The organism is Dietzia sp. DQ11-44 (genome assembly GCF_014145205.1).
In the GTDB taxonomy this organism is placed as follows: domain Bacteria; phylum Actinomycetota; class Actinomycetes; order Mycobacteriales; family Mycobacteriaceae; genus Dietzia; species Dietzia natronolimnaea.
This window is the reverse complement of the sequence record NZ_JAALEC010000009.1, coordinates 1-6,533: the sequence shown is the minus strand read 5'-3', so window position 1 is coordinate 6,533 and position 6,533 is coordinate 1. Positions and strand designations below refer to the sequence as shown.

Annotated in this window: 4 protein-coding genes and 1 tRNA gene; 4 read left to right on the top strand and 1 reads right to left on the bottom strand. The window is 70.4% G+C overall.

The window, feature by feature from the left end:
- Window positions 1–51: 51 nt before the first annotated feature.
- Window positions 52–429, bottom strand: coding sequence for a WhiB family transcriptional regulator (locus tag G6018_RS00265; protein ID WP_170114850.1), 378 nt, complete (start codon window positions 427–429; stop codon window positions 52–54).
- Between the two features lie 270 nt (window positions 430–699).
- Here G6018_RS00265 and G6018_RS00260 point away from each other — a divergent pair, with 270 nt between their 5' ends.
- The 4 genes from G6018_RS00260 to G6018_RS00245 all read left to right on the top strand — a co-directional run bounded on the left by G6018_RS00260 (window position 700) and on the right by G6018_RS00245 (window position 6,461).
- Complete coding sequence (locus G6018_RS00260; protein WP_182638422.1) at window positions 700–3,084, top strand: transglycosylase domain-containing protein; 2,385 nt, start codon at window positions 700–702, stop codon at window positions 3,082–3,084.
- A 47-nt stretch (window positions 3,085–3,131) separates the two neighbouring features.
- Window positions 3,132–4,118, top strand: a complete 987-nt coding sequence (locus tag G6018_RS00255) for a metallophosphoesterase (RefSeq protein ID WP_182609467.1) — start codon at window positions 3,132–3,134, stop codon at window positions 4,116–4,118.
- Between the two features lie 69 nt (window positions 4,119–4,187).
- Window positions 4,188–4,261 (top strand) — tRNA-Pro (locus tag G6018_RS00250).
- Between the two features lie 118 nt (window positions 4,262–4,379).
- Window positions 4,380–6,461 (top strand): acyl-CoA dehydrogenase, encoded by a 2,082-nt coding sequence (locus tag G6018_RS00245; RefSeq protein ID WP_182609468.1) that lies wholly within the window; start codon window positions 4,380–4,382, stop codon window positions 6,459–6,461.
- Window positions 6,462–6,533: the final 72 nt, after the last annotated feature.

Below are 6,533 nucleotides of genomic sequence, written 5' to 3'. Positions count from 1 at the left end.
TGGGAGCCGCGGGTCGCGTCGGTGTCGGGGTACGGGGCCGATCAGGTGACGTCAGTAGATGACGGTGTGCCGCTCGATCTGCTGGGCGAAGAAGTCGGCCCAGGACCGTACCTCGGGATGCTGCTTGAGCAGAGCGCGGCGCTGACGCTCGGTCATCCCGCCCCAGACCCCGAACTCGACGCGGTTGTCCAACGCGTCGGCCCGGCACTGCAGGAGGACCGGGCAGTGGCGACAGATGGAGGCCGCCTTGCGCTGCGCGGCGCCGCGGACGAAGAGCTCGTCCGGGTCGATGTCCTTACACCGGGCCTGGGCGACCCATTCCTGGCGCCCCTCCCCGATGATCGTCTCCTCGGACCCGAGGGGATTGCTTGAACCGGGGCGGACCCCGGCGTCGTCGGTGCGGGAGGTCCCGGGAAGGGTGGCCGTCATCGATGTACCCCTGTCTGTGTGGAGTCGCGGACGGGTTGCCGTACACGCCTCCGGCCTTCTGGACCCACCCGGCGCGGCGGGCCCACGGTGTCCACGGGAGCCTCTCGGCCGTGAGTGCCGTCGGACCACGACATCATCCGGGTTCGAAACGTCCCGCGTTCCCTCATATTGTTACCGTAGTCACACAACAGAAGTAAAGAGTCGTGTGCTGCGGACGCCTCACGGGGTGGCGGGACAGGGGTGTTCACGTACTCTGGCCCCGTGTCGGCTATGAGTTCGCTGGGAAAGCTGGTCGCGGCCTGTGTCGCGGCCGGGGTGGTGGCGGCCGGGTCCTTGTTCCCGATCGCCGGGGCGGCGGGGCTGGCCTCCAACAAGATGGCGGACTCGCTGTCCGGGACCTCGGCGGACCTGATCAAGGGCGATCTCCCGTCGATCTCCACGGTCACCGACTCCGAGGGGACGCCCATCGCCTGGTTGTACGACCAGCAGCGGGTGGTGGTCCCGAGCGAGGAGATCTCGCAGAACATGAAGCTGGCGATCATCGCGATCGAGGACCGCCGGTTCGCCGACCACAACGGTGTGGACTGGCGGGGCACGATCCGCGCGGCGCTCACCAACGCCACGTCCGGGGACGTGCAGCAGGGCGCCTCGACCATCGACCAGCAGCTGGTCAAGAACTACCAGTTCCTCGTCTCCGCGGAGAACGACGCGGAACGCCGCGCGGCCGTGGAGACCACCCCGGCGCGCAAGATCAAAGAGATCAGGATGGCGCTCACGCTGGACAGCGAGATGAGCAAGGACGACATCCTCAGCAAGTACCTCAACCTGATCTCGTTCGGCAACGGGTCGTTCGGGGTCCAGACCGCGGCCCAGACCTACTTCGGCGTCGACGCCTCGGACCTCTCCGTGCCGCAGTCCGCCATGCTCGCGGGGATGATCCAGTCCACCAGCATGTTCAACCCGTACACCAACCCCGAGGACACCAAGAACCGCCGCGACACCGTCATCGACACCATGGTCCAGACCGGCGCGATCACGCCGGCCGAGGGCGCGGCCTACGCGGCCGAACCCCTCGGTGTGTTGGAGCGCCCCAACTCGCTTCCCCGTGGCTGCATCACCGCCGGTGACCGCGGGTTCTTCTGCGACTACGTGCTGGACTACCTGGACCAGAACGGCCTGAGCCGGGAGATGGTCCAGGAGGGCGGGTACACCATCCGCACCACCCTCGACCCGACCGTCCACGACTCGGTGCAGCGGTCGCTCAACACCTACGGCAATCCGACGGGCCAGGGCGTGGCCGAGGTCATGAGCGTCGTGCGCCCCGGCCGGGAGTCCCACAAGGTCGTGGCGATCGCCTCGAGCCGCCAGTACGGCCTCGAACTGGGCGACAGCCAGACCGTCCAGCCGCAGCCGTTCTCGCTGGTCGGCGACGGCGGGGGGTCGGTGTTCAAGGTCTTCACGGTGGCCGCGGCCATGGAGAAGGGCATGGGCACCAACACCAGTCTGGCCGTCCCCCGCCGCGTCCAGGTCTCGGGCCTGGGCTCCGGCGGCGCGCGCGGGTGCCCGCCCGCCCAGTACTGCGTGGAGAACGCCGGGTCGTACCCGAGTTCCCTGTCCGTCGCGGACGCGCTCGCGCAGTCGCCCAACACGACCTTCATCAACCTCATCAAGGACGTCGGGGTCGCCCCCACCGTGGACATGGCGGTGCGGCTCGGCATGCGGTCGTACGACCGCAAGGGGACCGCGGCGGACGGCGACTCGATCGCCGGGTTCATCAAGAAGAACAACCTGGGGTCGTTCACCCTCGGGCCGACGGCCGTCAACGCGCTGGAGCTGTCCAACGTCGGCGCCACCCTCGCCTCCGGCGGGATGTGGTGCCCGCCGAGCCCCGTCGAGTCGATCACCGACCGCACCGGCAAGCCGGTCGAGCTGAGCGAGCCGGGGTGTGAGCAGGTGGTCGAGCCGGGGCTGGCGGACACGCTCTCGGTGGCCCTGTCCAAGGACCACGTGGGGGCCGGCACCGCCGCGGGCGCCGCGGGGGCCGCGGGGTGGAGCCTGCCCATGTCGGGCAAGACGGGAACCACCGAGGCCAACCGATCCTCCGCGTTCCTCGGCTTCACCAACCAGTACTCCGCCGCCGTCTACGCCTTCAACGACGGCACCACCACCAGCGAGCTGTGCACCAGCCCGCTGCGGCAGTGCTCGTACGGCAACCTCTTCGGCGGTCTCGAGCCGGCCAACACCTGGTTCTCCGCGTTCACCCCGATCGCCCAGATCTACGGCCCGGTCCAGCTGCCCGCGCCGGATCCCGCGTTCCAGGCGGGCACGAGCGGGGCGGGGACTCCCGATGTCGAGGGGATGAGCCAGTCGGCGGCCACCTCCCTGCTCACCGGCGCCGGATTCATCGTCAACACCCAGTTCGTGTCCGGCACCGGACGCCCCTACGGGACGGTCGTGGGACTCGACGGCGGGACCGGCATCCCCGGATCCCAGATCACCCTCCGCGTCTCCGACGGTTCGGGCGGCGGTGGCGGTGCCGCGGCGCGGGGCACCGACGGCCAGGGCGCGTCCGGACCGGGGGCCGCGATCGGCGACGAGCCCGTCGTCCTCAACGTCCCCGGGCTCGCACCGATCACCATCTCGCCCCCGAGGTAGTCGCCGCGGCCGGGGAGGGTTCCCGCAACCGCCGGTAGAGTGAAACGATGCAACGCCCCTCACGTCGGCCCCAGAGCACCCCGTCGAGTCCCTCCGCCCGCGCGGCGGCCGTCCTCGCGGGGGCGGTCGTGGCCGGGACCGTCTACGCCTCGGGGTGGGAGCGCAACGCGTTCACCGTCCGACGCCACTCGCTCCCCCTGCTCGCGCCGGGGTCGGAGCCCCTCAAGATCCTGCACATCTCGGATCTGCACATGATGCCCGGCCAGAAGCGCAAGCAGGACTTCCTGGCGGCACTGGCGCGGCTGGAGCCGGACTTGGTGCTCAACACCGGCGACAACCTGTCGGACGTGCGCGCGGTGCCGTCGGTCGTGCAGGCGCTCGGCCCGCTGCTCGGCCGGCCCGGGGCGTTCGTCTTCGGCTCCAACGACTACTACGCCCCGGTGCCCAAGAACCCCCTGTCCTACCTCGGGATCGGCCGGAAGAAGCACTCGTCCGTCCCGCTGCCGTGGCGCGACCTCAAGGCGGCGTTCTCCGAGCGGGGCTGGGTGGACGCCACCCACCGGCGTGCGGAGATCGTCGTGGACGGCCGGCGCGTCCTGGTGGCGGGCGTCGACGACCCCCACATCGGTCGCGACCGCTACAGCGAGATCGAGGGACCCGCCGGGCCGGCGTTCGACCTGCGGATCGGGCTGGTCCACTCCCCGGAGCCCCGGGTACTGGACCGTTTCGACGCCGACGGGTACGACCTCGCGGTGGCGGGCCACACCCACGGCGGACAGCTCTGCCTGCCCACTGGGGCGATCGTCACCAACTGCGGCATCGACCGCTCGCGGGCGCAGGGCCTGTCCGCGTGGGGCCGGAACCTGGTCCTGCACGTGTCCGCCGGACTCGGGACCTCGCCGTACGTGCCGGTCCGGACGTTCTGCAGGCCCGAGGCCACACTTCTCGAGCTGGTCGCCGGACCCGGCGGTGGCGGAGACGACGCGACGGTGCCGGAGACGCCGTTGCGCGAACGGGTGCCGCTGCCGGCCTGACCCGGTTTCGCGAATCACCCCGGTTTCGCGAATCACCCGGCGGGGCGCTAGAGTATCCCTCGTTGTCACCGGGGTGTGGCGCAGCTTGGTAGCGCGCTTCGTTCGGGACGAAGAGGTCGTGGGTTCGAATCCCGCCACCCCGACAATGCGAGGTCCCGGGCCGTTCACGGTCCGGGACCTCGGTCATTTGCGTCCCCTGACGGTCCGATTCCGGCCGCGCTACCGGTGCACTTCGGCGTGGACGATCCGTAGAGTCGTGTCATGACCTCCCAGACCGACGTCCAGAACGCCGCGGCCCCGGGGGCGGCAGCCCCCCAGACGACCCACACGGGCCATCCCCACTACGGCCGCATCACCACCACCGGTCAGGGGGACCCCGCCCTCGCCGCCGGGCTCCAGAAGGTCCTCGACGGCCGCTGGGCGGACGCGCGCCGGATGACGCGGGAGGCCATGACCCCGGACATGCTCAACCCGATCGGGGTCACCATGGAGGAGCACCGCGCCCATGTGCTCGACCAGATGAGGCGCCTGGCCGACTCGGGCATGCCCGGGCTGGGGTTCCGCACCGAGGACGGCGGCACCGGGGACACCGGTGGGGCGTTGACCTCCTTCGAGATGCTCGGCCACCTCGACCTGTCCCTCATGGTCAAGGCCGGCGTGCAGTGGGGCCTGTTCGGCGGGGCGATCGCGAATCTCGGCGACGCCGAGACGCGTGGGAAGTACCTGCCGGGAGTCATGAACCTCGACCTCATGGGCTGCTTCGCCATGACCGAGCTCGGCGGCGGGTCGGATGTGCAGAACCTCGAGACCACCGCCACCTTCGACACGGAGACCGACGAGTTCGTCGTCCACTCCCCCACTCCGAGTTCCGAGAAGTGGTACATCGGCAACGCGGCCCGCGACGGGTCCATGGCCGCGGTGTTCGCGCAGCTCATCACCCGCGCCGAGAGCGGTGAGGAGCTCCGCCACGGGGTCCACTGCCTGTTGGTGCCGATCCGGGACGAGGCCGGGAACGACCTGCCGGGGGTCAGGACGACCGATCACGGGCACAAGGGCGGACTGCTCGGCGTGGACAACGGCAAGATCATGTTCGACCACGTGCGTGTCCCCCGTGAGGCGCTGCTCGACCGGTTCGGTGCGGTGGACGCCGACGGACAGTACTCGTCGCCCATCGACTCCGTCGGTGCCCGCTTCTTCACCATGCTCGGCACGCTGATCCGCGGCCGGGTCTCGGTGGGTGCGGCCGCCGGTGCCGCGGCCCGGACCTCACTCGCGCTTTCGGTGCGGTATTCGCTGATCCGCCGCCAGTTCGACCACCCCGCGACGGGCAAGGGCATCCCGCTGTTGGAGTACCGCGAGCACCAGCGTCGTCTGATGCCGCGGGTGGCCCGCGCGTACGCCTACGCGTGCGCCCAGAACGCGATCGTCGCCGAGCTCCACGACTTCGAGAAGAACCCGGAGGCGTTCGACGCCGAGCGGCGCCGCGAGATGGAGTCCCACGCCGCGGGGATCAAGGCCACCGTGACGGGCTTCGCCAACGACACCATCATCGAGGCCCGTCTGGCCTGCGGTGGGGCCGGGTACATGGCCGAGAACCTGCTCACCGAGATGCGCAGGGACTGCGACGTCTTCTCGACGTTCGAGGGCGACAACGTGGTGCTGACGCAGTTGGTGGCCAAAGAGCTGCTCGGAGCCTACGCCGCGGAGTTCGGGGACATGGACCAGCGCGAGACCGTGGCCTTCGCCCTCACCACCGCGGTGGACGTGGTGCAGGAGAAGGCCCGGGCGTCGACGCTGTGGCAGAAGCTCATCGACACGGTGACGGACCGGGAGAACACGGACCTGCTCGACCGCGCCAACCAGCTGGAACTGCTGGTGGACCGCGAGGAGCACCTGTTGGAGACGGTCGCCCGCCGCCTGCGCAAGGCCCAGGGCGAGGACGGCTCGGCGGCGTTCAAGGTGTTCAACTCGGCGCAGGACCACATGCTGCAGGCCGGGCGCGCGCACATGGACAGCTGGGTGTTCGCCCGCTTCGCCGAGGCCGTGGACGCCTGCGAGGACCCCGAGGCCAAGGAGGTCCTGGGAACGCTGTGCGACCTCTACGTCCTGGACATCGTGGACCGCGACAAGGGGTGGTTCCTCGAGCACAACCGCCTGACGACCGAGCGCACCAAGGCCGCGACCGCCGCCCGCAACCGCCTGTGCACCAAGCTCGCGGGCAAGGCGCGGACCCTGGTGGACGCTTTCGCGATCCCCGAGTTCGTCTTCGACGTCCCGATGCTCACCGACGGCGGGGTGGACGCCCCCATCGAGACCACGTCGGGAGCCGACGAGCGCGGTTGACGGGCCGCTGACCGCAGATCCCGGCCGCCACCGCGGCGCACAGGGCCACCGCGGCCAGCACCGCGGCGGCCG

What these genes read in the sequence shown, in the direction of transcription:
- G6018_RS00265 (WP_170114850.1), bottom strand. Translation starts at nt 429, where the DNA reads ATGACGGCCACCCTTCCCGGGACCTCCCGCACCGACGACGCCGGGGTC.
- G6018_RS00260 (WP_182638422.1), top strand. Translation starts at nt 700, where the DNA reads ATGAGTTCGCTGGGAAAGCTGGTCGCGGCCTGTGTCGCGGCCGGGGTG.
- G6018_RS00245 (WP_182609468.1), top strand. Translation starts at nt 4,380, where the DNA reads ATGACCTCCCAGACCGACGTCCAGAACGCCGCGGCCCCGGGGGCGGCA.
- G6018_RS00255 (WP_182609467.1), top strand. Translation starts at nt 3,132, where the DNA reads ATGCAACGCCCCTCACGTCGGCCCCAGAGCACCCCGTCGAGTCCCTCC.